Origin of the sequence: Streptomyces sp. NPDC002265 (genome assembly GCF_040296125.1) — a bacterium.
Classification (GTDB): domain Bacteria; phylum Actinomycetota; class Actinomycetes; order Streptomycetales; family Streptomycetaceae; genus Streptomyces.
Window position 1 is genome coordinate 1 of sequence record NZ_JBEOWS010000665.1, and the last position, 1,845, is coordinate 1,845.

The 1,845-nt window shown below is 69.8% G+C and carries 1 protein-coding gene and 1 pseudogene; both read left to right on the forward strand.

From position 1 onward, the window contains the following. Positions 1–45: 45 nt before the first annotated feature. Entirely contained in the window at positions 46–390 is a 345-nt protein-coding gene (locus ABT085_RS46095) for a helix-turn-helix domain-containing protein (protein ID WP_351623164.1), read from the forward strand. Positions 391–740: 350 nt separating this feature from the next. Beyond that, positions 741–1,732: pseudogene (locus ABT085_RS46970) on the forward strand (IS5 family transposase). The last annotated feature ends 113 nt before the right edge of the window (positions 1,733–1,845 follow it).

Genomic DNA, 1,845 nt, shown 5'->3' on the forward strand with positions numbered 1-1,845 from the left:
ACGGCACCCGGGCCCCCCGACGCGTCCCCCTGAAAGAAGAGGTCTATGCCCCCTGCCAGTTCCCGTCCCGTCGACAATCTCGACGATGACGACTACCCCGCCTACACCATGGGCCGGGCCGCCGAGATGCTCGGCACCACCCCCGCCTTCCTCCGCGCCCTCGGCGAACACCTCCTGATCACCCCGCTGCGCTCCGAAGGCGGCCACCGCCGCTACTCCCGCTACCAGCTGCGCATCGCCGCTCGCGCCCGCGAACTCGTCGACCAGGGCACCCCCATCGAAGCCGCCTGCCGCATCGTCATCCTCGAAGACCAGCTCGAAGAAGCCCGGCGCATCAACGAGCACCTGCGCACACAAGGCCGCGAGTCGCAGTCGAAGAACTCAGCCTGAATCAGCACGCCGATCCTGGGGCAACACCGGCCAGCGGACGATGCTGCCGTCACCGGCCGCGCCGCCGTAAGCACCCGAAGTGGGGCGACCTCCGCGCGAAGCTGCTGGACGGAGACGCATGGGAGCACGCCAAGCCAACCGTGCTCGCCTCGCTCAACCTGCCCGCCGAGGCGGGTGAGCACCTGGCGGCGAGGGCCGCGCTGCTGGACGGCGCCTACCGTGAGGTCGCCGCGCGGGTGCCGGCGAACTCCCAGATCGTGTTCGACGACGACGGCCGCCTGCACTTCGCCGCCCTGGAACCGGAACCCGAACCCGCCTCCCTGCGCGCCCTGAGGGAGGCGGTGGAGGCGATGCTGCCCCGCGTCGACCTGCCGGAGGCGTTGCTGGAGGTGTTCTCGTGGACCGGCGCCGACCAGGCGTTCACCTCGGTCACCGGCGGCGAGGCGAGGCTGAAGGACCTGCACGTGACGATCGCCGCGCTCCTGGTCGCGCACAGCTGCAACGTCGGCTACACCCCGGTCATCGGGGCCGCGGACGCCTTGAAGTACGGGCGGCCGTCCCATGTCGACCAGACGTATCTGCGGCTGGCCACCTATCGGGCCGCGAACGCCACGCTGATCGACTACCAGGCAGCCATCCCGCTCGCGCAGGCGTGGGGCGGCGGCCTGGTCGCCTCCGTGGACGGCATGCGGTTCGTCGTCCCCGTGCCGTCGGTGTACGCGCGGCCGAACCCGAAGTACTTCGGGCGCCGGGGCGGGGCAACCTGGCTCAACATGATCAACGACCAGGCGGCGGGCCTGGGCAGGAAGGTGGTCGTCCGACGCCGGCTCCGCCTGAAGCACGCCCTGCTCGGCAGGTCCCGGGGCGGCCTGACCAGCAAAATCCATCTCGCCTCGGACCGCAGATGCCGCCCGCTCGTGCTCGTCCTGACCGCGGGACAGGCGCCCGACAGTCCGCAGTTCATCCCCGTCCTGCAAAGGGTGCGGGTCCGGCTGCCCGTCGGCCGTCCCCTCACCAGGCCCGGTGCGGCCGCTGGGGACAAGGCCTATTCGTCCCGCGGAAACCGCGCCTACCTGCGCAGACGCAACATCAAAGCGGTCATCCCCGAGAAGAGGGACCAGGCCGCCCACCGGAAGAAGAAGGGCGCCAGTGGCGGCCGGCCCGTCAGCCACGACGTCGATCTCTACAAGGAACGCAACACCGCGAGCGCCTGATCAACAAGCTGAAGGCCTGGCGAGGCATCGCCACCCGATACGACAAGTCGCCCGAGAGCTACCTCGCCGGCCTCCACCTCCGCGCCGCAATGATCTGGATCGACGACCTCCTCAAGGTCGCCAGCTGATCACAACATCACACAGGCCCTAGAACGCAGGGGTGGCCCGCCCGACGAAGGTTAGTGCCTGGCACTCATGCGAGTCGGTCGACAAGGATCATCGCGACATCGTCCGCCAGGTG